This window comes from Streptomyces sp. CT34 (assembly GCF_000805335.1).
Taxonomy (GTDB): Bacteria; Actinomycetota; Actinomycetes; order Streptomycetales; family Streptomycetaceae; genus Streptomyces.
Window position 1 is genome coordinate 4,326,172 of record NZ_KN708638.1, and the last position, 21,568, is coordinate 4,347,739.

At 71.6% G+C, this 21,568-nt stretch carries 20 protein-coding genes and 1 tRNA gene; 9 read left to right on the plus strand and 12 right to left on the minus strand.

From position 1 onward, the window contains the following. Nucleotides 1-36 precede the first annotated feature (36 nt). The 4 genes from RZ84_RS18900 to RZ84_RS18915 form a co-directional block, all read right to left on the minus strand. Complete coding sequence (locus RZ84_RS18900; protein ID WP_043265289.1) at nucleotides 37-507, minus strand: copper chaperone PCu(A)C; 471 nt, start codon at nucleotides 505-507, stop codon at nucleotides 37-39. Further along, on the minus strand, nucleotides 504-1,151 hold the full coding sequence (locus tag RZ84_RS18905; protein WP_043265290.1) for an SCO family protein: 648 nt from the start codon (nucleotides 1,149-1,151) through the stop codon (nucleotides 504-506). The genes RZ84_RS18900 and RZ84_RS18905 overlap by 4 nt, the downstream gene beginning before the upstream one ends. A gap of 220 nt (nucleotides 1,152-1,371) precedes the next feature. Continuing rightward, nucleotides 1,372-2,112 (minus strand): YcnI family copper-binding membrane protein, encoded by a 741-nt coding sequence (locus RZ84_RS18910; RefSeq protein ID WP_043265291.1) that lies wholly within the window; start codon nucleotides 2,110-2,112, stop codon nucleotides 1,372-1,374. A gap of 117 nt (nucleotides 2,113-2,229) precedes the next feature. Continuing rightward, on the minus strand, nucleotides 2,230-3,060 hold the full coding sequence (locus tag RZ84_RS18915; protein WP_043270264.1) for a hypothetical protein: 831 nt from the start codon (nucleotides 3,058-3,060) through the stop codon (nucleotides 2,230-2,232). A 270-nt stretch (nucleotides 3,061-3,330) separates the two neighbouring features. Here RZ84_RS18915 and RZ84_RS18920 point away from each other — a divergent pair, with 270 nt between their 5' ends. From RZ84_RS18920 to RZ84_RS18940, 5 genes are all read left to right on the plus strand, one after another. Beyond that, a complete protein-coding gene (locus RZ84_RS18920) occupies nucleotides 3,331-3,828 on the plus strand; it encodes an ATP-binding protein (protein WP_043265292.1) in 498 nt (165 codons plus the stop codon). A gap of 280 nt (nucleotides 3,829-4,108) precedes the next feature. Continuing rightward, complete coding sequence (locus RZ84_RS18925) at nucleotides 4,109-4,771, plus strand: TetR/AcrR family transcriptional regulator (RefSeq protein WP_052230017.1); 663 nt, start codon at nucleotides 4,109-4,111, stop codon at nucleotides 4,769-4,771. 27 nt (nucleotides 4,772-4,798) lie between these two features. Further along, nucleotides 4,799-6,460: an FAD-binding dehydrogenase gene (locus tag RZ84_RS18930; protein WP_043265294.1), complete on the plus strand. Its 1,662-nt coding sequence runs from the start codon at nucleotides 4,799-4,801 to the stop codon at nucleotides 6,458-6,460. Further along, the gene (locus tag RZ84_RS18935; RefSeq protein WP_043265295.1) at nucleotides 6,457-7,269 is read left to right on the plus strand and encodes an SDR family oxidoreductase; all 813 of its coding nucleotides are present in this window, start codon (nucleotides 6,457-6,459) and stop codon (nucleotides 7,267-7,269) included. Before RZ84_RS18930 ends, RZ84_RS18935 begins: the two co-directional genes overlap by 4 nt. A 330-nt stretch (nucleotides 7,270-7,599) precedes the next feature. Continuing rightward, nucleotides 7,600-8,223, plus strand: a complete 624-nt coding sequence (locus tag RZ84_RS18940) for a TetR/AcrR family transcriptional regulator (RefSeq protein ID WP_043265296.1) — start codon at nucleotides 7,600-7,602, stop codon at nucleotides 8,221-8,223. A 32-nt stretch (nucleotides 8,224-8,255) separates the two neighbouring features. Here RZ84_RS18940 and RZ84_RS18945 read toward each other — a convergent pair whose 3' ends face one another. Together RZ84_RS18945 and RZ84_RS18950 are read right to left on the minus strand one after the other, a co-directional pair. Beyond that, entirely contained in the window at nucleotides 8,256-9,722 is a 1,467-nt protein-coding gene (locus RZ84_RS18945) for an aminopeptidase P family protein (RefSeq protein WP_043270266.1), read from the minus strand. A 129-nt stretch (nucleotides 9,723-9,851) separates the two neighbouring features. Further along, complete coding sequence (locus RZ84_RS18950) at nucleotides 9,852-11,399, minus strand: PP2C family protein-serine/threonine phosphatase (RefSeq protein WP_043265297.1); 1,548 nt, start codon at nucleotides 11,397-11,399, stop codon at nucleotides 9,852-9,854. Nucleotides 11,400-12,132: 733 nt separating this feature from the next. Between RZ84_RS18950 and RZ84_RS18955 the strand changes: the two genes are divergently transcribed. Both RZ84_RS18955 and RZ84_RS18960 read left to right on the plus strand, forming a co-directional pair. Next, complete coding sequence (locus RZ84_RS18955) at nucleotides 12,133-12,843, plus strand: bifunctional DNA primase/polymerase (RefSeq protein WP_043265298.1); 711 nt, start codon at nucleotides 12,133-12,135, stop codon at nucleotides 12,841-12,843. 259 nt (nucleotides 12,844-13,102) lie between these two features. Further along, the gene (locus RZ84_RS18960) at nucleotides 13,103-13,744 is read left to right on the plus strand and encodes a hypothetical protein (protein WP_043265299.1); all 642 of its coding nucleotides are present in this window, start codon (nucleotides 13,103-13,105) and stop codon (nucleotides 13,742-13,744) included. Nucleotides 13,745-13,980: 236 nt separating this feature from the next. Here RZ84_RS18960 and RZ84_RS18965 read toward each other — a convergent pair whose 3' ends face one another. The 3 genes from RZ84_RS18965 to RZ84_RS18975 form a co-directional block, all read right to left on the minus strand. Next, nucleotides 13,981-14,949, minus strand: coding sequence for a DUF5926 family protein (locus RZ84_RS18965; protein WP_043265300.1), 969 nt, complete (start codon nucleotides 14,947-14,949; stop codon nucleotides 13,981-13,983). 386 nt (nucleotides 14,950-15,335) lie between these two features. After that, nucleotides 15,336-16,046: an ATP-binding protein gene (locus RZ84_RS18970; protein WP_078893925.1), complete on the minus strand. Its 711-nt coding sequence runs from the start codon at nucleotides 16,044-16,046 to the stop codon at nucleotides 15,336-15,338. A gap of 53 nt (nucleotides 16,047-16,099) precedes the next feature. Further along, a complete protein-coding gene (locus tag RZ84_RS18975) occupies nucleotides 16,100-16,966 on the minus strand; it encodes a glycerophosphodiester phosphodiesterase (protein WP_043265301.1) in 867 nt (288 codons plus the stop codon). Between the two features lie 497 nt (nucleotides 16,967-17,463). Between RZ84_RS18975 and RZ84_RS18980 the strand changes: the two genes are divergently transcribed. Further along, complete coding sequence (locus RZ84_RS18980; protein ID WP_043265302.1) at nucleotides 17,464-18,999, plus strand: S1C family serine protease; 1,536 nt, start codon at nucleotides 17,464-17,466, stop codon at nucleotides 18,997-18,999. Nucleotides 19,000-19,042: 43 nt separating this feature from the next. After that, a tRNA-Ser gene (locus tag RZ84_RS18985) sits at nucleotides 19,043-19,129 on the plus strand. Between the two features lie 183 nt (nucleotides 19,130-19,312). Here RZ84_RS18985 and RZ84_RS18990 read toward each other — a convergent pair. From RZ84_RS18990 to RZ84_RS19000, 3 genes are all read right to left on the minus strand, one after another. After that, the gene (locus RZ84_RS18990) at nucleotides 19,313-20,452 is read right to left on the minus strand and encodes a glycoside hydrolase family 27 protein (protein ID WP_052230019.1); all 1,140 of its coding nucleotides are present in this window, start codon (nucleotides 20,450-20,452) and stop codon (nucleotides 19,313-19,315) included. A gap of 95 nt (nucleotides 20,453-20,547) precedes the next feature. Beyond that, a complete protein-coding gene (locus RZ84_RS18995) occupies nucleotides 20,548-20,880 on the minus strand; it encodes a hypothetical protein (RefSeq protein WP_043265303.1) in 333 nt (110 codons plus the stop codon). A 210-nt stretch (nucleotides 20,881-21,090) separates the two neighbouring features. Next, the gene (locus RZ84_RS19000; protein WP_043265304.1) at nucleotides 21,091-21,489 is read right to left on the minus strand and encodes a hypothetical protein; all 399 of its coding nucleotides are present in this window, start codon (nucleotides 21,487-21,489) and stop codon (nucleotides 21,091-21,093) included. Nucleotides 21,490-21,568: the final 79 nt, after the last annotated feature.

Sequence of the window (21,568 nt, forward strand, 5' to 3'; positions counted from 1 at the left end):
TCCTGGGTGCTCCTGCGTATCAGTGCTTCGGCCGTATCAGTGCTTCGGCGTGTAACCGGTGGCCTTCACCGGGACCTGCACCGTGATCGGGGCGGCGGTGGCGAAGTGCAGCTTGATGGTGACCGTCTGGCCCTCGGCGGGCTTCTTCGACAGGCCCATGAACATCAGGTGGTTGCCGCCGGGGCCGAGCGTGAGCTCTCCGTTGGCCGGCACCGGAAGGGAGTTGACCTGCTCCATCTTGTTGCCGACCGTCTTGTGGATCGTGATGTCCTTCGACAGGTCGCTGGTGACCGAGGTGAGCTTGTCGGCGGTGCCGCCGCTGTTCTTGATCACGAAGTACGCGCCGGCCATGCTCTGGGTGACCGGCTGCGGCATGTACGGGTCGCTGACCTTGAGCTGGGGTGCGGAGTCCCCGCCGCCGCACGCCGTCAGCGCGAGGCCGGCGGTGAGGGTGACGGCGGCGGTCAGGGCTATGCGGCGGTTGACGGGGGTGGTGCGGCGGTTCACGGGTTCTGTCCCTTGATGATCTTCGGCAGTGCGGTGGTGTAGTTGTCGGAGGTGGCTTCCTGCATGCCCATCCAGTGGATCTTGTCGTCCTTGGCGGAGCTCAGCAGGACCTGCGCGCCGTGCGTGGAGACGACATCGCCGTTCTTCTTGATGACCGGCTTCTCGATCCCGATGTTCACGCTCCGGGCGGCCTTCTGGATGGTGTCGAACTTCCCGGTCAGGCCGATGAAGTCCTGGTCGATGCCGCCGAGCCACTTCTTGAGCTGGGCCGGGGTGTCGCGCTCCGGGTCGGAGGTCACGAAGACCACCCGCAGATCGCTCTGTTCGGCCTTGGGCAGCTGCTTCACCGCGACCGCGATGTTGGCCATCGTCGTCGGGCAGACGTCCGGGCAGTTGGTGTAGCCGAAGTAGATCAGCGTGGGATGACCCTTGGTCTTCTCCAGCAGGTCGTACGGCTTGCCGTCGGTGTCGGTCAGGGTGAGGTCCGGCTTCTCCATCGGGGAGTCGAGGGTGAGGATCGGCTTCGCCGTCGTACCGCCGGAGACCACGGCGGCGGGCTTGCCCGCGTCGCCGCTCCCGCAGGCGGTCAGGGTGAGCGCGGCGGTCGCCCCGAGGGCGGACAGCAGCAGGCTCCTTCTGCGCATCGCAGATGAGGTACGCATGACAGATATATCCCGTTTGTTCCAGTCGTTCCGTTAAGCCCGTTACTTCTGCTACTTCTGTTACTTCAGCGAATTCTGCTGGTTCTGCTGATGCTGCTCGTTCCGGGTTCGGTGCTTCCGCATCCGGGCGGATGCCGGCGGGCGGGCCGGACCGGCGTGGCCCGGCCGCCGGTCCGGTTCCCGGTGGGGTGCGAGGCCGCGGTCAGGCGTTGCGGCGCCGGCCGGCGAGCACGCCGAACGCGACCCCGACGATGCCGACGACGATCCCGGCGACGGCCAGCACCCGCGCCGTGGTGTCACTCGTGGACGCGTCCGCGGCCTCCGCGGTGGTGCCGCTCTTGGTGCCATTCTTGGTGTCGCCCGAACCCTGGCCGGTGCCGTCGGCGCCGGCCGCGGTGAGCTTGAGCACCGGCGCCGGGTTCTCCGGCTCCGGGCCGCCCGGCTTCGCCGGCTCGATCCAGCGCACGACCTCCTTGTTGTCGTACGTCTGGAGGGCCTTGAAGACCAGCTGGTCGGCGTCGTTCGGCAGTTGCCCCACGGAGAGCGGGAACTGCTGGAACTGGCCGGGCTCGATGCCCTTGCCGTCCGCGGTCCAAGTGATCTTCGAGGGCGCCTCGTTGATCTTCTCGCCCTCCATCTCGATCGGCTTGGCGAGCTTGGACTTGGTGATGTCGATCTTCCAGCCGGGCACCGGCTCCGGCATCACGGACGCCAGCGGGTGGTCGGTCGGCAGGGAGACCTCGACCTTGACGGTCGAGGCGTTGTCCTTCTCGTTGGGCACCTTGATGTCGACGGTGGCGAAGCCGCCCTTGGGGGCGGTGCCCGGCTGCACGGTGACATGCGCGAAGGCCGGACCGGCGAGCAGCAGGACGGAGCCGGCGGCGATCGTGCCGACGACGGGGAGCCGGCGGACGACACGGCGCGACGACTGGGACTTGGACATGACGAAACGCTCCATGAGGACAGGAGGGAAATGGGGACGGTCGGTGTCCGGCCGGCGCGCGCCGACGCCGCGCCGGCCCGTCCTCCCCGGTCCTCCGGGAGCGTGCTGCGCGTGGCGTCAGGCCGCGAGGGCCAGGCAGGCCGGGGCGGGCGGTCCGCGCCTGACGACACTGTGGTGGAGCGCGGCATCGCGCGGGCCGGGTTTGTCATCCCCGTACGAAAGGGGGGCGCGCAGCGCGTCGTCGTGCGCCGCGCCGAGTCCGGCCAGCAGCGCCCGTACGAGGGTGAGCGCCCAGCGCAGCGCGCCGACCAGCGCCTGTGCCGCGACCTCCCGCGCCGCCGGGGCCGACAGCCGCACCAGCCGCCACAGCGCGGCCTCGCCCCGCCGCAGCAGCCAGCCGAGCGCGAGCGCGGCGAGCAGATGCCCCAGCAGCATGGGCAGCGACGGCGCCAGACAGTGCGACATCGTCCAGGCGCCGCCCGCGCCACCGCTCATGGCATGCCCGCCGGAGCCCGTCAGCCCGGCCGCCGTGGCCATGTCCAGGCCGCCGGGGCCGAGCAGCCGCCGGGCCCCGCCGCCGTCCAGGCGTACGCCGCCGAGCCCGCACGTCATGTGCCGGGCCAGCGCGACGGCCGTCGCGTCGGAGACACCGGCGGGCCGCGCCGCCATGGGGTGCTGCCCCATCGCGAACAGCGAGTGCAGCGCCAGCTGTCCCACCGCGAGTCCGGCCGCGATCCCCGGCAGCGAGCGTTCCCGCCCGGCCAACGGGGCCGCCACCGCGAACACCGCGGCGCAGGCCAGGCCCAGCGTCCACAGCGGAACGGCGGCGAACGAGGCGGCCATGTGCCCGGCAGCGGACAGCACGACGCAGACCGCGGTGAACACCGCGGCCCTCAGCAGCCGCAGATCGGCGGCAGCGCGCGCGGTGGGGGCGGGCGGGGCAGTCATGGCGGGCGCCATCATCCCACTGCCCTTATCCACCGCCTACGGCAGGGTTTCCACCACCTACGGCACGGCACCGCTCACGGGGGCGCCCGCCGGGGCGTCGAGGGCGTCCGCCAGGGCGCGCGACGGCGCGCACGCGGCGCCTCGCCTACACCTATGCGCTCACCTTTCGCATCCGCCGAATGAGCGGCATCACGTCCCGGACATGCTTACGGACCTTGCGGCGCGGCAATAGGTATCGGTATGTCGAGCCGTGCCCAGGAGGCTGGAGCGATGAGCATCTGGTGGACCCTCCATCTGCGGCGTGAGGCCGCGAGTGTGCCGCTCGCCCGTCGTCTGCTGCTGGGCACGATGGAGACGGCCGGCGTCGACCCGGACATCAGCTACGACCTGTCGGTCGCCCTCTCCGAAGCCTGTGCGAACGCCGTCGAGCACGGTGGCGACGCCACCACCGACGACTACCGCGTCACCGCCTACATCGACGGCGACACCTGCCGCATCGAAGTCACCGACTCCGGACCGGGCTTCCGCCGCACCGCCCCTCCCCATACCGTTCCCCATACCGCGACGGACCGCGCTCTGACGCCGGCTCCCGTCCCCACCCCCGCGCAGGCCCCCGCGTTCGCCGAGGACGGCCGGGGGCTTTTTCTGATCGAAGCCCTCACCGACCACGTCCAGTACCGCAACCGCACGGGCAGACGCGGCGCCGTGGTCAGCTTCGACAAGATCCTCAAGTGGCGCGAGGGCGCGGCGCTGCCGATGGCGTCGTGAGGGGCCTTCGCCCGTAGCCGTGAGGGCGCCGCCGCGGGTGGTCCGCGGGCGGCGCCTTGTGTATGGACGAGCGCGGTGCGCGCGCCCTGCCCCGCCCCACCCGGCACGTACTTGCGGCACCCCCTGTTCCATCCGTCGCTCTCTGCTCCACCAGGTGCTCCCTGTTCCACCGGTCACACCCGCCACACCCGGCCACATCCTTGTCGATACGTCTATGCATCGGATACGTTCGTGCATCGGATACGTTTGTGTATCGAACGCCGGACGAGGACGGGTCCCGATGCCGACAACCCCTGAGCAGGCGAGCGTGCGGCTGGCCGCTCCGCAGCGTGTCACCGCCCGCCGCGGGCGGACCCGGCGGCGGCTGCTGGACGCCGCGCTGGAGGTGTTCGCCGAGACCGGCTTCGGGCGGTCCACCGTCGAGCAGATCTGCGAGCGGGCGGGTTTCACGCGCGGTGCGTTCTACTCCAACTTCGTCTCGCTGGACGAGCTGTTCCTCGCCATGTGGGAGGAGCGTTCGGCGCGGCTGCTCGACGACCTGCGGGCCGCGCTGGCGGAGGTCCCGTCGGCGACGCCGCGGGAAGCGGTGCGGGCGGCGCTGGCGGCGATACCGGTCGAGGACGCCTGGTACCGGGTCTCGGCGGAGTTCACCGCGCACGCGCTGCGGAATCCGTCCCTCCGCCATGTCGTGGTCGCCCGTGAACAGGCCATCCAGGACACCGTTCTGCCGGTGGTGGTGGCCGCGCTGGAGCGGGCCGGCCGCCGGGTCGCCGATCCGGCCGCGCTCGGCCACGCCCTGGTCGCCGTCCACGACGGGACCGCCGTACAGGTCCTGTTGGAGCCGGACGAGAAGCGTGTCCGTGAGCGCCGTGCCGCGCTCTTCCTCAACGTGCTGGATGCCTACAGCACGCCCGTATCTCCTGACCGACCGCCCACCACGTAGCCGCTGCCACCTTCCTGAGGAGCCGTCATGAGCGACGACGCCGATGTCATCGTCGTAGGAGCCGGGCTCGCCGGCCTGGTCGCGACGTACGAACTCACCCGCGCGGGGCGCCGGGTGATCGTCGTCGACCAGGAGAGCGAGGCCAATCTGGGCGGCCAGGCGTTCTGGTCGCTGGGCGGGCTGTTCCTGGTGAACAGCCCGGAGCAGCGGCGGGTGGGCATCCGGGACTCCCAGGAGCTGGCGCTGGCCGACTGGCTGGACTCGGCGGGCTTCGACCGCGAGCGCGAGGACCACTGGCCGCGCCAATGGGCCCACGCCTACGTGGACTTCACCGCCGGGGAGAAGCGCGACTACCTGTACCGGCTCGGGCTGCGGGTGACGCCGACCGTCGGCTGGGCCGAGCGCGGCGCGGGCACCGCGACCGGGCACGGCAACTCCGTCCCCCGCTTCCACCTCACGTGGGGGACCGGGCCCGAGGTCGTCCGGGTGTTCGCCGAGCCGGTGCGGGCGGCGGCCGAGCGCGGGCTGGTGGTCTTCCGGCACCGGCACCGGGTCGACGAACTGATCGTGGAGGACGGGGCCGCCGTCGGGGTGCGCGGGACGACGCTGGTGCCCTCGGCCGAGCCGCGCGGGGTGGCGTCGTCGCGGGAGGCGGTGGGCGAGTTCGCGTTGCGGGCGCAGGCGGTGGTGGTCACCTCCGGTGGTATCGGTGGCAATCACGAACTCGTGCGGAAGAACTGGCCGGTGGACCGGGTCGGGCCGGCGCCGAAGGCGATGATCACCGGGGTGCCCGCCTACGTGGACGGGCGGATGCTGGAGATCACCGAGGGCGCCGGCGGCTCGATCGTCAACCGCGACCGGATGTGGCACTACACCGAGGGCATCAAGAACTGGGACCCGGTCTGGCCCGACCACGCCATCCGGATCCTCCCCGGACCGTCGTCCCTGTGGCTGGACGCGACCGGGCGGCGGCTGCCCGCCCCGCTCTTCCCCGGGCACGACACGCTCGCCACCCTGCGCCACATCGTGCACACCGGGCACGACCACACCTGGTTCATCCTGACCCGCTCCATCGTGGAGAAGGAGTTCGCGCTGTCGGGGTCCGAGCAGAACCCGGACATCACCGGCAAGGACCTCAAGCTCGCGCTGTCGCGGGTGAAGAAGGGCGCACCGGGACCCGTCCAGGCGTTCCTCGACCGGGGCGAGGACTTCGTCGTACGGCGCACCCTGCGCGAGCTGGTCGCCGGGATGAACGCGCTGGAGCCCGCAACGCCCGTGGATTTCACGCGGGTTGAGGGGGAGGTGACGGCCCGCGACCGGGAGGTGGGGCACGCCTTCTCCAAGGACCTCCAGCTGATGGCGGTGCACAACGCGCGGGCGTACTGGCCGGACCGGCTCGCCCGGGTCGCCAGACCGCACCGTCTGCTCGATCCGGCGCACGGCCCGCTGATCGCGGTACGGCTGCATCTGCTGACCCGCAAGACGCTGGGCGGACTGGAGACCACCCTCGAATCCCAGGTGGTGCGCCCGGACGGGTCGGTCTTCGACGGGCTGTACGCGGCGGGCGAGGTCGCCGGCTTCGGCGGCGGCGGGGTGCACGGCTACAACGCGCTGGAGGGCACCTTCCTGGGCGGCTGCATCTTCTCCGGCCGGGCGGCGGGGCGCGCGCTGGCCCGGAGCCTGGCGTGACCGGGGCGCCGGCGGCCGGCCGGACCGCGCTGGTGACGGGCGCCTCCTCCGGGATCGGGGCGGCGGTGGTGGCGGCGCTGGTCGCCCGCGGCTACCGCGTGCTGGGGACCAGCCGCGACCCGGCGGCGGTCCGCGCGCCCGTCCCCGGTGTCTCCTACCTCGCGCTGGACCTCACCGACGAGGCCGCCATCGAGGCGTGCGCCGCCGCCGCGGGCCCGGTCGACGTACTGGTCAACAACGCCGGCGAGAGCCAGAGCGGCCCCTTCGAGGAGCTGCCCATGGCGGCGGTGCGGCGGCTCTTCGAGCTGAACGTCTTCGGCGCGGTGCGGCTCAGCCAGCTGGTACTGCCCGGCATGCGGGAGCACGGTTTCGGCCGGGTGGTCATGGTCGGCTCGATGCTGGCCAGCTTCCCGCTCGCCTACCGCTCCTCGTACGTGGCGTCCAAGGCCGCCCTCAAGGGTTTCGCGAGCGCCGCCCGACGCGAGGTCGCCCCGTACGGCGTGGCCGTCACCACCGTCGAACCGGGGTCGATCGCCACCGGCATCAGCGAGCGGCGGACCCAGTACCTCGCCGCCGATTCGCCGTTCGCGGACGACTGCCGGACGATGCTGGCCGCCCTGAACGCCAACGAGGCGAACGGGATCCCGCCCGCCAGGGTCGCCGCGACCGTCCTCAAGGCGATCGAGGCCGCCCGCCCGAAGCCGCACTACGCGGTCGGCAGCAACGCCCCCGTGGTCTTCCTGCTCCGCCGGCTGCTGTCCGACGGGGCGGTGGAGCGGATGGTGGCGCGGCGGCACGGGCTGCGCTGAGCGGCGGCGGGACGGCCGGCGGGCGGTCCGCGGCGGCACGTCGGGCTGCGGGTGCCGCCGTACCGCGCCGGTCGCCCCTGCCAGGCCGGGCGGACATCGGCAACCCGGGAGATCACGGGCATGTCCGGAAATCGCCCTTGAAAGCTGGTGGGCAGCGCGGTCTCGTGGTGGGAGGACCTCCCCCGCGGCGTCCCCTTGCCCAGCGAGACCAGCGCGCACCAGAGTTAACGCGAACTTGCTCGCGTTAACCTTTGTCGGACAATACTTGGCCAGAACCCGCACTGCAATCCGCACTACGGACCGCACCACGCACCGCACAACGGAGCCGCCGTGACGACCGCGCACCACTCCCCGGGCGAGACCCGCCCCGGAGGCCGGACGGCCCGCACCCGCCAGGCCGTACTCGCCGCGGTCTTCGCGGAGTTGGGCGAGGGCGGCTTCGCCACGCTCACCATGGAGCGGGTCGCCCAGCGCTCGGGGGTCCACCTCGCGACGCTCTACCGCCGGTGGCGCGGCGTCGAGGGACTGGTCTGCGAATTGCTCACCGATCTGAGCGGGAGCGTGCCGCTGCCGGACACCGGGACCCTCCCCGGCGATCTGCACGCCCTGGCCCGCGCGATAGCGGGGTTCTACGGGGATCCCCGGATGCGCAGCCTGATCGAGGCGGTGGTCGCCGCCGCGGCCCGCGACCCGCAGGCGGCCACCGCGCTGCGCACCTTCTTCGACGAGCGGCTGGTGCTGGCCGGCGCGATGGTGCAGCGCGGCATCGCCCGCGGCGAACTGCCCGCGGACACCGACCCGAAGGCCGTGATGGCGGCCCTCGGCGCGCCCTTCTACTACCGGATCCTGATCGAACGCCACCCCGTGGACCCCGACCTCGCGGAGTCCGCGGCCACCGCCGCCTGGGCGGCGGCACAGGCGGGCGCGTACCGCACGAAGACGAACGGCGCGTAAGGGGCGGGCCCCTTACGCGCCGCATGGCGGTCCTACTTGCCGAGCAGCCCGGCCATCCACGCCTCGACCTCGTCGGCCCGGCGCGGCAGCGCCGCCGACAGGTTGCGGTTGCCGTCCTCGGTCACCAGGATGTCGTCCTCGATCCGGACGCCGATGCCGCGGTACTCCTCGGGGACGGTCAGGTCGTCCGCCTGGAAGTACAGACCGGGCTCGACGGTCAGCACCATGCCGGGCTCCAGCGTGCCGTTGACGTATGTCTCGGTGCGGGCCGCGGCGCAGTCGTGGACGTCCAGGCCGAGCATGTGGCCGGTGCCGTGCAGGGTCCAGCGGCGCTGCAGGCCCAGCTCCAGGACGCGCTCGACCGGGCCTTCGACCAGGCCCCACTCGACCAGCTTCTCGGTGAGCACCCGCTGCGCCGCGTCGTGGAAGTCGCGGAAGGCGGCACCCGGCTTGACGGCCTCGATGCCCGCCTCCTGGGCCTCGTGGACCGCGTCGTAGATCTTGCGCTGGAGGTCGGTGTACCGGCCGTTGATCGGCAGGGTGCGGGTGACGTCCGCGGTGTAGAGGGTGGTGGTCTCCACGCCCGCGTCCAGCAGCAGCAGCTCGCCGGAGCGGACCGCGCCGTCGTTGCGGACCCAGTGCAGGGTGGTGGCGTGCGGCCCGGCGGCGCAGATGGAGCCGTAGCCGATGTCGTTGCCCTCGACACGGGCGCGCAGGAAGAAGGTGCCCTCGATGTAGCGCTCGCTGGTCGCCTCGGCCTTGTCCAGGACCTTGACGACGTCCTCGAAACCGCGCACGGTCGAGTCCACGGCCTTCTGGAGCTCGCCGATCTCGAACTCGTCCTTGATCACCCGGGCTTCGGAGAGGTACACCCGCAGCTCTTCGTCGCGCTCCGCGGTCACCTTGTCGCGCAGCGCCTCCTCGACGCCGGCGTCATGGCCGCGGACGACGCGGACCGGGCCGGTGGCCTCCTTGAGCGCCCCGGTCAGCTCCCGGACGTCCTTGCAGGCGACGCCCAGCAGCGCCGCGGACTCGCTCAGGCTGTGCCGGCGGCCCACCCACAGCTCACCCATCCCGTTCAGCCAGAACTCGCCGTTCTCGCGGTTCGAGCGGGGCAGCCGGTAGATCGTCGCGTCGTGGCCGCCGGCCCCGTCGCGGGGCTCCAGGACGAGGACGCTGTCATCGGTCTGGTCGCCGGTGAGGTAGACGTACTCCGTCGAGGCGCGGAAGGCGTACTCGGTGTCGTTGGAGCGGGTTTTGAGGTTGCCCGCGGGGATCACCAGGCGCTCGCCGGGGAAGCGGGCGGAGAGCGCCGCGCGGCGGCGTTCGGCGTGCGGCGCCTGCTCGATCGGCCGGAGGTCGCGCAGCTCGGTGTCGGCCCAGCCGCTCTTCATGTTCGCGGCGAGCTCGTCCGATACGCCCGGGTACAGGCCGTTCTTGCGCTGCTTGATCGGCTGCTCTTCCTCGTCCGGGGTCTCCGGTGTGAGCTCGTCGGTCACCATGCCTCCTTTTAAGGCGTTCAGGACTGAACCGCATTCCATCGTAAGTGCGCACGGAAAACCGTCCAGAGGCATGAAGGTGTGACTTCTCCGGCGCTGCGGCCATCGGTTCCCCGGCCGCGGGCACCGCTACTCCTCGAAATGTGCCGCCAGCAGCACCACGTCCTCTTCCGAGGACGGATCGTCCAGCCCCTGGGGCAGCATCACCCGCAGCACGTGGTCGACGACCGCCTCCGGGTCGTGCCGGACCGCCCGGGGCACGCCGGCGGCGGCGGAGTGCAGCCGGGCGAAGGCGCGGTCCATGGGCTCGCCGGTGCGGTGCAGCAGCCCGTCGCTGTAGAGGAGCAGGGTTTCGCCGCGGGCCGGTTCGATCTCCACGCTGGGCGCCTCCCAGCAGGTCAGCATGCCCAGCGGCGCGGACAGCGAGGTCTCCACGAACTCGGCCCGCAGATCGCCGAGGATCAGCGGCGGGCAGTGCCCGGCCCCGGCCAGCAGCAGCTTGCGCGGGGCGGGCCCCCCGACACACTCGCCCCCGGCCGGCAGCGGGGGCGACGCGGGCGCCGCGCCCGGCGGCTCGCTGAAGGCGAACAGCGCGGTGGCGGTACGGGCGGGCTCGGTCAGCCGCATCAGCAGTTCGAGATCGGAGAGCACCGCGACCGGATCCTCGCCCTCCATGACGGCGTAGGCGCGCAGCGAGGCCCGCAGCCGTCCCATCGCGGCCACCGCGCCCGGCCCCGACCCGGTGACCGAGCCGACGGCCAGGCCCAGTGCGCCGTCCGGCAGCGGCAGCGCGTCGTACCAGTCGCCGCCGCCGTGCGGCCCGGTGCTGTGCCGCACCGCCAGCCGTACGCCGGGGATCCGCGGCAGCCGGCTGGGCAGCAGCTCCTCGCGCAGGGTGCGGGCGGCCCGCCGGCTGCGGTGCAGCTCCAGGAGCCGGGCGAGGTGTTCGGAGGCGTGGGCGCGGTAGAGGCCGACGAGGTGGCGCTGGCGGGCGCTGGGCTCGGCGGGTTCGTCGTAGAGCCAGACCACGGCGCCGGTCCGGCCGACGGGGTCGGCGGTGAGCGGTACGGCGTAGCTGGCGGCGTAGCCGAGGCGTGCGGCGACCTCGCGGAGGCGGGGGTCGAGGTCCTTCTCGCCGGGGATGTCCGGTTCGGCGATCTCGGTACGGGCGTCGGGTCCGGTGTCGTCGCCGGGTTCGGGGAGGCCGTCCAGTATCCGCGCGTACGACAGCGCGCGGCGCGGCACGGTCTCGATGTGGCCGATGTCGGCGTGGCCCAGGCCGAGGCCGACGGTGGTTTCGGGGCCGAGCCCGTCGGCCGGTGCCAGTACGACCAGTCCGCGGCGGGCGCCGACGAGCGCGGCGCCGGCCCGCAGGAGTTCGTGGAGGGCGTCCTCCAAGGTGCGGGTGCGGGCGAGCCGTTCGGTGAGGTCGTGCAGGGTGCTGAGGTCGGAGATCCAGCCGGCCAGCCGGTCCTGTACGGCGGCGATCCGGTCGACGGGGGAGAGGTCGGGGGAGCCGTCCCGGGGGGTGTGCGCGGAGGCGTCGGACGGGCTGTCAGAAGGGCTGTCGGCAGAGGCGTCAGCAGGGGACCGCGTCACGCGCGGGTCGGTAGTGTGCGCGGGAGCGGGAAGAGCTGGTTCGATTCCAGCCACTTTTGGTACGTGCGGGGCGCTCATGGCCGACGACCCACGTCGCGCCAGACGAAACCCCAGGTCGGGCCGCAGATTCGTAGGGAGTGCGGCAATTCGTTGAGTGATGTTGTGCGGTACGTCCGGCCGCTCAATTTCCTCAATAGCATCGCAAACCCCCATGTCATGCTGCTCCGCTATCAATGCCTCCACATGTACACGCACCAGCGATGTGATGTCCAGCATTGTCCCGATGGGGTTTGTGGTGTCAACGAGGTCTGTAGATTGGCCTGAAAACAGCCCCCTGAGCGTCAATTTGAGGTCGACTGACGGCGATCAACAGCGCGTCATATCCAGCGTGGCGGGTACGTACTCGGATAGGTGCCGGGCCAGTTGAAGCCGGACCGGAACTCTCCGGCGGGCACCGGCGTCCTATACGGCGACGACCGCGACGCACTCCCAAGCGGCGGGATGGCACTCAGGAAGCGCAAGCGCCATGCGCGCGCCACCCTCCGCCACGTTCCACGCTCGGCGTACGGCGTGATGCGCTGCCTCGTACACGGGGTGACCAGGGATCCACGTGTGGTGATCGATGCGCGAACGACCTCCGGGTCGCACAACCAGGTCGGCCGACCGAACCGCATGACCCAGGCCGCAGCACCACGACGTACCGGCCTGACGCAACACAACGGCATGTGAACGGCATGTGCGACGGTGCCCAGGCACCGGCATGCAGTGCGATGGACCAGCCCTCGGCGTTTACGGAAAGGAACGAGCGCTCATGCGCGAGATCCTCGGAAGGCGACGCAAGCCCCTGTTCCGGCGCAGCGGCAGGTCGGCGCTGCTCGGCGCGGCGCTCCACTGCGCCACCGAGTGGCACTGGCCCGTACTCCCGGGCGTGGGACTCCGCCCGCCCGCCCGCCCGTCGGGCGGTGCCCGGCTCGGCCTCGGCGAGCGGGCCGCCCGCCGGTGCAGCTGCCTTGACCCGGACTGCGCGGTGCCCGGGGCGCACCCCTTCGACCCCGGACTGCTGGCGGCCACCACCGATGCCCGGATGGTGCGCTGGTGGTGGGCCAACCGCCCCGATGCCCCGATCGTCCTCGCCACCGGGGGCCGCGCGCCGTGCGCGGTCAGCCTCCCGGCCGTCGCCGGGGCCCGCGCACTGGCCGCCCTGGACCACTTCGGCGTGCGCACCGGCCCCGTGGTGGCCACCCCCACCCGCTGGTCGCTGCTGGTATCGCCGTACGGGCTACCGGAGTTGGGCGAGCTGCTGCACGGCCAGGACTGGGTGCCCAGCTCGCTGCGCTTCCACGGCGAGGGCGGCTATCTGGTGCTCCCGCCCTCCCCGACCGGCGCCGGGAAGGTCCGCTGGGAGCGCCCGCCGGCCGCCACCCCGGCCGCGCCCTGGCTGCCGAAGGTGGCCACGATCGTCGACGCGCTGGTCATGGCGAGCACCGGCACGCCGGACGGCGGCAGCCGGCTCGCGTACTGAGCGGAGGGCGTACGGGGGGACGGCGGCGACTGGGTCCTTGCGGGCGGCGCACGGGCCCGATTCATCCGTACGGGTGTGAGGGACCCGTCCGACTACGGGAAATGGGTGTGCGGGCACCGGGTGCCACCCCCGCGGCCCGGTAGGTTCGGCGCACCGTCCGGCACTGCCGACGGCACTTTCTCCACCTTCTTCACCTGCCTCGCCGTCCTGTGCGTTTCACCGCATCCCTCGTATCTCTTATCTCTCGCAAGTGGGTCCCATGCAGCGTGCGCGGATTCTCCGCCTCACCGGGCTCGCCGGCACCGCCGTGCTCGCCCTCGTCGTTCCTCTGGCCGCCGCGACGGCGGGACCGGTGGATACGTTGTTCACCTCGGGCGCGCCGGACGCATCCGCGGAACGGCCGGCCGGGAAGGCCGCGTCGGCCGCGGGCGGGGCGGGCCATGACAAGGCCGCCCGGCGGGCGGGTGTGCCCCGGAGCCCCGCCGACCCGCTCGCCGAGCTCGGCCTCCCGCTCCTCTCCGGCGCCCGCACCACCCACTGCGGCCCCGAACTCACCGCCCCGCAGGGCCTCACGGCCCAGACCTGCGTCCTGGCCGAGAACGGGCGGACCTGGGGGCGTACGTACTACCGGAACACGACGGGTGAACCGCTGCGCACCGTGTTGACGCTGCTGCGTCCGGACGGCCGGACGGTCCAGGTGAACTGCGAGGTACCGGCGGGCGACGAGCCGGGGGTCTGCGAGACACCGAGCGGCGCGACCGTCCGCAAGACGGGGATCCTGTACGGCGCGGTGGCGGAGATCTCCGACGCGGCGGGAGAGCGGCTGCTGCTGCGCTCCGGCGGCAACTCGGCGCCGGGCGGCGGGGATTCGGGGCCGGGCGGGAAGGGCCCGGGGCACTGACGGCCCCGGCCGGCGACCGGGCGGACCGTCCGGCGCCGGACATGGAAGCGCCCGGTCGCTGGCGACGGGGGATGCACCAGCGACCGGGCTTTTAGAACCGTAACAAGAGATCGGCGGTTCGCAAATTCGATCGTGGAATTCCGGACGCCGATTTAACGGTGGGGACCGGGAGTTACGGCGGGCGCTGTGACAGGTGTCACTTCCATGATCACTTCGTGGTCACCGCCGCGTCACCGTCAGCTCAGGGTGATCTGACGGTTGGTGAGCCCACCGCGCGAGCGGCGCTCCTCCGGGGTCAGCGGGGTGTCCGTGGCGAGCGCCTTGGCCAGCCGCTCCTCGAAGGCCGCGGCCGGTGCGGTGACGTCCTCGGCGGTCATGGAGGACGGCAGGTCCCAGACCGGGACGACCAGGCCGTGGGCCCGGAACGAGCCGACCAGCCGGGTGCCTTCGCCCAGCGAGGCGGTGCCGGCCGCGTGCAGCCGGGCGAGCGCGTCGAGCAGCTTCTCCTCCGGGTGCGAGGTGACCCAGCGCAGGTGGTTCTTCTCCGGGGCCTCGCACCAGTACGCGCCCTCCAGACCGGGGATCCGGGCGGTCGGGATGGCCGCGGCGTTGGCTCGTTCCAGAGAGGCGGCGACCTCGCCGGTGGCGTTCTCGGCGTTCTCCACCCAGAACTCGAAGCCGGTGTGGACGGTCGGCTCAAAAGGCGCGTCCAGGTCGAGCAGATCCTGGAGCCGCGGCCCGTCGGCGGCGGCCCGCCCGGCGGCGACCGGATTGCCCGGCTCGGTGGTCAGCGCGCGCTGGAGGGTGTCGGCGAGATCCCGGCTGATGTCCCCCGACGCGGTGTCGTTCTGGAGGCCGAGCAGCACCGCGCCGTTGTCCCGGCGCAGCGCGGGCCAGGCCATCGGGAGCACGGTCGCCAGCGTCACCGAGGGCACCCCCTCTGGGAGCCCGCCCTTCAGCGTCAACTCGGCGGTGGCGGCGGGCACCAGCTCGCGCAGCGCCACCCAGTCGCACTCGCCGGGCAGGCCCTCGAACGGCCGCTGGACGAGCTCGGTCGCGGCATGTGCCGCCTGCCGCCCGTGACATGCCTTGTAACGGCGGCCGGAAGCACACGGGCAGGGTTCCCGGGCGCCGACCACGGGCACCTCGCCGCCCTTGAACTGTGCTGCGGCGGCCTGGGGCTGGGGACGGCGTTTCTTGGCCATGGCGACGGTGTCTCTCCTGGTCGATCTGCACGTACGGACGCGTTTCGGCGCGAGCCCGGGGTCTGTCCGGTGGGTCGTGGCCGGGTCCGCGACGTCGGGCACGGCAGCTCGCCGCGCTGCCCTCCGCTGTCGAGCCGCTCCGGCGCCTTGCGCTCCGCCTCGGCTCTTCGGACGGCCGCCGGAAGCCGATCCGCACCGCTCCGGCCGCCGCGGCCTTTCCGACCCTGACCCACCGGACAGACCCTAGAGGATCGCGTACGCAGGTGCGGCGGAGGCGCCGGCCGGGTGCGGCGCGCCGCGACCGTGGCGGCCCGGCCCCTCGCATTCGGCCCCTCGCGGGGGCCCGTCACGCCGTCATGCCGGCCGGGCGGCGGGCCGGATCGCCGTCACGTCAGATCGTCGAAGTCCGGGAACGCCAGGCCCGGAGTCCGGTGTGGCGGCAGGCCGTTGTGGCCGTTCCGGTTCGTGCCGTTCTTCCGTAGGGAGAGCGGGAGATCGGCCGTCAGGTCCACGCGCGTAGCGAAGGCACCCTGAAGCGAGAGTGCCGCCCATACCGTCACCTCGCCCGGCGCGCTGTCGCGGACGCCCCAGTCCTTGGCGAGCGAGCGGATGATCGCCAGTCCCCGGCCGCCGCGCGCGGTGACCGAAGGAGTGGCCGGAACCGGGCGGGTCGGACCGCCGCCGTCGGTGACCGCGACGATCAGCCGACCCTGGCCGTCGATGCGCCAGGAGGCGCGCACGGACGCGGACGGTGCGCCCTGGGACCGTTCCCGCGCGGTGTCCGGTGCGGATTCCGGCGACCGGTCTTCGTATATCGGACGCGCATGCCGACAGGCATTGCTCAGCAGTTCCGAAAGGACCAGGACCGCGTCATCGACGACGGTGTCCTGAACTCCACTTGTCAACAGCTCTTCTCGCATGCGCCGCCTGGCCATGCCCACACCCGCTGGACCATGGGGTACGGCCATGATCGACGACGTCGGCACCTCTTGTGCCACCACCAACGCCACCCCCGAGACCTCCTTTGCCCCACGCCACGGGATGAATGCCCCAATGGACTGGACCGGAAACCGGCCAATCGACACGTGGTGACGCACTCGACACCGGCGCATACGTGCCGAATGCGCCGGAGCACACCCTGTGACGGGCCTTACCCAAGGCCGAGTTGCCTTCGTACCTGTTTGGGGCGGTTCGTGATGACCGCGTCCACGCCCAACTCCTGGCAGAGCTCGACATCGGACGGGTCGTTGACCGTCCAGACGTGGACCTGATGGCCCGCCCGGTGGGCCTTGGCGACGTATTCGGGGTGCGCGCGCAGGATGCGGACGCCGGGGCCCGCGATGCCCACACCGGGCGGCAGCCGGCCGTCGCGGTGGCGCGGGGTGAGGAACTGCATCAGGTAGACGCCGGGGATGTCCGGCGCCGCGGCCCGTACGCGGTGCAGCGAGCGTGCCGAGAAGCTCATGACCCGGACCTGGGAGGTCCGGTCGGCGCCGGCGCCGGGCTTGGTGTGGCCGAAGCGGGCGAGCAGGTCGACCAGCCGCTCCTCCACCTGCCCGGCCCAGCGCGTCGGGTGCTTGGTCTCGATGGCCAGCTCGACCCGCCGGTCCGCGTCCGCGACCAGCTCCAGCAGCCGCTCCAGCGTCAGCACGGACGTCCGCTCGGGGTCGTCGGTCTGCCGGTCCGGCTCCTCGGACGGGTCCACGGCCCGGCCCGCCGCCGCCAGCTCGTCCTTCCAGGACCCGAAGTCGAGCGCCGCGAGATCGGCCAGCTCCAGCGCGGAGACCGCGCCGCGCCCGTTGGACGTGCGGTTCACCCGCCGGTCGTGCACACAGACCAGGTGGCCGTCGGCGGTCAGCCGGACGTCGCACTCCAGGGCGTCCGCACCGTCCTCGATCGCCTTGCGGTAGGCGGCCAGGGTGTGCTCCGGCGCGTCTTCGGAGGCGCCGCGATGGGCGACGACGGAAATAGCGGGACGACTCGAACGGGCGTCCTGGGCGGGGCGTGCATAGCTCACCGCGTTATCGTGCCATCCACCCTGGCGGGCCCGCCCGTCCGCATGGGCTCCGGCCTGCGCGTACGCGACCGCGGGTACTTTTCGCGCGGAATATGGTTGATGTCGGCAAGGCCCGCAATGTCTGCTGTATCGCTGGTGCCGGCAATGTTGCCGATGGGGTGATGCCGGCGATTCGATACGTCTGGCGTAAAGGACGGGGAGACAAGTCACAGGCTCGGCTTACGGTGCTCTGACGGGCGATGGGAAAAGCTGGGACGGAGACTCGGCTGTGCTGGTCGGAGCGCTGTTCCGGCGCCGCCGTGACGGGGAACCGGCCGGCGATCGGGGCCCGGCCCGGACCCCGGGTGCCGCTCCGCGCGCCGGGGCCGGGAGCGGCGGGGCGGGACGGCCGGGACGACCGGGACTCGCCCGGAGCGGCGGGATCCCGGATGCTGGAGACCGGGCTCCGTCCCCCGGGGCCGGCAAGGCCGTGAAGCAAGCTGACTGAGGAGAGAGCTGTGAGCACCGAGAACGAGGGAGCCGGCGTCCCGTCGGAGGCCAAGCCGCCGACCGGGCCGCAGCCGGACAGCGCCCCCGCGTCCGCCTCCGGCGACCGGACTCAGGACACCCCGCCCGCCCCGGCCGCACCCCCCGCGGCGCCCCCGCCGCCGGACTTCGCCCCGCAGGCCGGTGGGCCCGAGGGCGCCGGTCCGGCCGACCAGGACCGTACGCAGCAGCTGCCGCCGACGCCCGCCGACGGGCCCCCGGCGCAGCCCCACCAGCCGCCGCAGCCGCCCAGCGCCCAGGGCTCGCCGCTGCCGCCGCCCCCCACCCCGTACGCCGCGGCCGGGCACGGTGCGGCGGGCGGCTGGGGAGCGCCCCCGCAGGGCGGCGACCCGTGGGCCGTGCCCGGCGGGTACCCGGCGGCCCCGAAGCGCAGCGGCGGCTTCGTCGCCGCCCTGCTGGTCGCGGCGCTGGTCGCGGGCGGTGTCGGCGGCGGCGTGGGCTACTGGGCCGCGGGCCGCAACGACAACGCCTCGACGACGGTCTCCGCGTCCGGCGACTCCGGGGCGCTGAACCGCAAGCCCACCTCCGTCTCCGGGATAGCGCAGCGGGCGCTGCCCAGCGTCGTCACCATCGAGGCGCAGGGCGCCGGCGGCGACGGCGGCACCGGCACCGGCTTCGTCTACGACAAGCAGGGCCACATCCTCACCAACAACCACGTCGTCGCCAGCGCGGCCGACGGCGGCCGGCTGACCGCGACGTTCTCCAACGGCAAGAAGTACGACGCCGAGGTCATCGGCCACGCCCAGGGCTACGACGTCGCCGTCATCAAGCTCAAGAACGCCTCGGGCGCCACGCTCAACCCGCTCCCGCTCGGCAAGTCCGCCAATGTGCAGGTCGGCGACGCCACGATCGCGATCGGCGCGCCGTTCGGTCTGTCCGGCACGGTCACCACCGGCATCATCAGCGCCAAGGACCGTCCGGTGGCCTCCAGCGACGGCGGCGGCACCAGTGCCTCGTACATGAGCGCCCTCCAGACCGACGCCTCGATAAACCCCGGGAACTCCGGCGGTCCGCTGCTGGACGCCGGTGGCAACGTCATCGGCATCAACTCCGCCATCCAGTCGGCCGGCAACGGCGGTGGCCTGGGCGGCGAATCCGGCCAGTCCGGCAGCATCGGCCTGGGCTTCGCGATCCCCATCGACCAGGCGAAGCGGGTCGCCCAGGACCTGATCAGGACGGGCCGGCCGGTCTATCCGCAGATAGGTGTTCAGGTCGGCATGAAGGAGAGCGGCGACGGCGCGACCATCGCCCAGACCGGCAACAACGGCTCCCCTTCGGTCACCCCGAACGGCCCGGCCGCCAAGGCGGGGCTCCAGCCGGGCGACACCATCACCAAGCTCGACAGCACCGTCATCGACAGCGGCCCGACCCTCATCAGCGAGATCTGGCAGCACAAGCCCGGCGACCACATCACCCTCACCTACAAGCGCGGCGGCAAGGAGCACACCACCCAGGTCACCCTGGGGCAGCGCACGGGCGACAAGTGACGCGCTAGTCTGATCCCCGCGGCACCGCACTCCGGTGCCGCGGGGAGGCTTGCCCGAGCGGCCTAAGGGAACAGTCTTGAAAACTGTCGTGGCGGCGACGCCACCGTGGGTTCAAATCCCACAGCCTCCGCAGGTAGTTGGCCCCTGACCGGGAACTCCCGGTCGGGGGCCGCTTCCTTTTCTGCTTCCTTTTCTGATCGCCCTGCATCGGTGCCGGTTCTGATCGCCCCGCATCGGTGCCGGACAGGGCGGCAAGGGACTCGTAGGCGGACGACCGGGGTCAGCACCTCGGGCCGGCCCGGGGGGTCTTGGGTCAGCCGCTCTTCCGCGCCGCCTTGTACATGAGGTGGCTGCCGGGGGCGACGGTGAAAGAGAGGTCGCCGGTCTTGAGGCTGGTCTCGCCGGACCACAGATCGCGGAAGAGGAACTTCTCACCGGTGAGGCCGACATATTTCGCCCGGAAGCGAATTTCGCCGTGGCCGGTTCCCCTGTTGACCAGGACCAGGGCGATGGAGCCGTCGGACAGGGGCTTGTGCCATACGTCCCGGCCGTCGGTGGACGAAAGACGACGCCCCTGGGTGCCCGCCCAGTTCTGGTTCACCGCGATCACGTCGCGGTTGGTCAGGATGCGCTTGGTGACGTCGCTCATTTTGGAGAGGTCGTTTCCCGCCATCAGCGGTGCGTTCAGAATCGCCCACATGGCGAAGTGTGCTCGGTCCTGGTCATCGGGCATCCCGTTCCCGACTTCCAGCATGTCCGGGTCGTTCCAGGCACCGGGGCGCGAGTACGTGTAGAGGCCGGCCTGGCTGTCGATGATCTGGGAGATCGAGGGCCAGGAAGGACTGATGTCCGGGGTGGTCCGCCACATATTCGCGCCTGCGCTGTACATCCAGCCGTTCTGCGGGAGTTCCTTACCGTACTCCGAAATGCTGTAGAGAATGGGCCGCCCTGTCTTCTTCAGCGCTTCTTTCATCTTGGTGAAGGCGGTCTTTTCGGTCAGCCCTGGAATCTGTTTGTCAGCCTCGCACCAGTCGTACTTGAGGAGGTCCACTCCCCATGAAGCCCAGGTTTGGGCATCCAGTTCTTCATGGGTGTGGCTGCCCAGACCTTTTCCGGGATATCCGTTGTAGATCATGGCGCAGGTCTTGGTTCCCGGAGTTCCGTAGATGCCGAATTTGAGCTTTTTGCTGTGGACGTAGTCGGCCAACGCCTTGATTCCGCCGGGGAAACGGTCGTGGTGCGCCTGAAGGCGTCCGTTCGCATCCCGCTGGGGTGCCTGCCATCCGTCATCGAGCACGATGTACCGGTATCCGGCGTCGCGCATGCCGCTTTTGACCATGGCGTCCGCAGCGGCCTTGACGTCTTCCTCGGTGATTTTGCACTGGAAGGTGTTCCAACTGTTCCAGCCCATGGGCGGGGTGGCGGCCAGTGGGACGGGGGGAGTGTCGGGCATCGCGATGGGTTCCCCACTAGGAGTGCGGTGCAAGGACTGGCTGACGCGGAACGTCGAAGTCCCGCGTCAGCCGCATGGAAACCCCGAGGCGGTGTCTAGGCGTAGACGCCCTGGAGGAAGTCCTTGAGGAAAGGCCACTTGTCGGTCACGCTGCTGGGACCGTCCAGGATCTTCTTGTCGGTGAAGACGACCCGCTCATTGCCCTTGATGAACGTGTAGTGCCAGCCGTCGTCCTGTCCGACGACCGCTGCGGCGTCGATGTTGGATTGAAAACGATTGGGAAGGAAGGACCATTTTCTTGCGATGCTCCCCGGACCGTCCTTGATTCCCTCGTCCGTGAAGACAACGTACTCGTCACCGGCCAGTGCCAGGTGCTTCCAGCGTCCGTCCTCCATGACAGCGGTCAGTGCCTGGATATTCCGTGCCATGCCATCTCCTTTGTCGCGGTCTGCGGTTGGGATCGGCGCGTCCCGAAACGGGTGAGCGCCGTCCCATTGATTACCACTTGGACGTCGGCGCATATCACAGCGGAACATTCCAAAACAACATTCACTCAAGCGCCCGCCGCCTGCTGCGCAAAGGCCGGGAATGCGGTAAGGCGTCCAGGAACGCCTTTCGTTGGTCGTGCGGCCCGCGGGTTACGGGGCGCTCTCGTCCTGCTGCGCCTGCTGCCCCTGCTGCTCCTGGGGCGCGGGATCGTCGGCGTCGTGGAGGTGCTTGAGGGCGGCGCGGGCGTTGGGGGCGTCGTCGCAGGTGGTCCAGAACTCGTGGCTGACCACGCGTTCCGACAGGTCGAGTTGGCGGGCGCGCAACGCGTCGACCTCGGCCCGCTCCGCGTCGCTCCAGCCGGGGGAATCGGCCCGCTCGGTCTCGTGGAAGTGACCGTTGTCCTTGGTGTGGGTCCAGCCGGGCAGCGGTACGACCGACCACGGCAGCCGCTTGTAGAGGGCGGCGAGCGCGGCCTGGACCTGGTGCAGCTCCAACTGGGCCGCCCGCAGGTCCTGGGGGAAGCCATAGGTCTTCTGCTTGTCAGCCACAGTCGAAGGATACCGCTCAGTCGTTCGAATCTTGGGAGGTGGCGGGGTGGGTCGCCCCGGGCCGGCCTCTCTCCCGGAT